This window comes from Streptomyces chiangmaiensis, from assembly GCF_036281785.1.
GTDB classification, from domain to species: domain Bacteria; phylum Actinomycetota; class Actinomycetes; order Streptomycetales; family Streptomycetaceae; genus Streptomyces; species Streptomyces chiangmaiensis.
This window is the reverse complement of the sequence record NZ_JAYWVC010000559.1, coordinates 1-1,456: the sequence shown is the minus strand read 5'-3', so window position 1 is coordinate 1,456 and position 1,456 is coordinate 1. Positions and strand designations below refer to the sequence as shown.

1 protein-coding gene and 1 pseudogene are annotated in these 1,456 nt (G+C 69.0%); one reads left to right on the top strand and one right to left on the bottom strand.

Annotation, left to right across the window (positions count from 1 at the left end; translation table 11 throughout):
* Positions 1 to 185: 185 nt before the first annotated feature.
* Positions 186 to 662, top strand: a complete 477-nt coding sequence (locus VXC91_RS45495) for a carboxymuconolactone decarboxylase family protein (protein ID WP_329513194.1) — start codon at positions 186 to 188, stop codon at positions 660 to 662.
* Between the two features lie 209 nt (positions 663 to 871).
* On the opposite strand, the pseudogene VXC91_RS45490 reads toward VXC91_RS45495, so the two are convergent.
* Positions 872 to 1,456 (bottom strand): annotated as a pseudogene (locus VXC91_RS45490) (hypothetical protein); the annotation flags it as partial.

The window sequence follows — 1,456 nt, the reverse complement described above, 5'->3', positions numbered from 1 at the left end:
TGTTTGAGCCCACAGTCACGCAGCGCCCGGACGACTGACGCGGCCGATGGTATGTGTGTCACGTGCGTACGTGACGCGGGTCATACCCGAAGCGCGTCACACCGGGTGCACCCCGCGTGTCTTGTGCATGCAGCTACGCGAGAACAACGGTGCCGACAGCGTCGGCGAGCACGAGGAGTACACACATGGATGCCCGTCTGAACGTCTTCGTCGGCAGTCCCACCATGGCCACCGTCGTCAAGCACCTGGCCGAGGTCGGCAAGGCGATCGAGGCCACCGGCCTTCCCCTCTCCACGCAGAAACTGGTGCAGATCCGCGCGAGCCAGATCAACGGCTGCAGCTTCTGCGTCGACATGCACACCAAAGACGCCCTCGCGGCAGGCGCCGCCCCGCAGCGCATCAACCTCGTCGCCGCCTGGCGCGAGGCCACCGTCTTCACCGACGCGGAGCGCGCCGCCCTGGAATTCGTGGAACAGGGCACCCGCTTCGCCGACACCTCCCGTGGCGTCACCGACGAGGCCTGGGCCGCCGCCGCCGAGCACTACGACAACGAGCAGCTCATCGGCCTGGTCACACTGATCGCCCTGATCAACACCTACAACCGCCTGAACGCCATCGCCCGCCGGCCCGCAGGCGACTACCAACCGGTCCACACCGGCTGACAACCGACACCAGTGGTGCGAGCGGGTCGAACGGCCGGCGAAAAACGGTTGGGCCGGGCATTCGCCTCCAGCCCAACCGTTCAAAAGCCGCCCTCCTCCCGCGCGGATGTCCCCTTCTTCTCCGCTACGGCAGCAGAGGGTGACGCTGTATTGGTATGGCTCGACTGAGCTTGCCACAGATGCGGGGCGCCCGTGGCGGGTCAAGGAGTTCAGGGTTCCCTGCGGTTCGTGGACGAATCCCGCCGTGTGGCCGGCGGGTTCGACGCCGTGGTTTCCGCAGACGCGGACGACTTCGGCACGTCCGGTGATGAGCCCCGCAGACCGCCGAGCGCCAGGACCGTCATCACGACCGCGGCCCCCGCTGCCACACCGAAACCGCCGTGCGCACCGCCCGCGTCCACCACCCGCCCCGCGATCGCCGCGGCGCCCGCTGATCCTGCCGCGCTTGCGGAGTTGCCCCAGGTGAACGCCTGGGTGAGGACGGCGCGCGGGACCGACGACTCTGTGAGGATGGAGGAGAGGATCAGTAGGACCGGCACGGCGAGTCCGGTCAGGGCGAGGGTGGCGCCGACCGTGAGGGGCGCGTCGAGGAAGGTCAGCGGGAGGCTCGCGAGGGTGAGGCAGACGGCGGTTGTGGCCTGATGGCGCCGGGGCGAGCCGCCGTGGCGCCACGCTCCGTAGGCCCAACCACCCACCATATTGGTGCAGTTGGAGGCGAAATAGAGCAGCGCTGCCGTGTCCGGCGTGCCGCGTCCGACGGCGTACGCGGCGACGGACACCTGCATCGCGCCGAA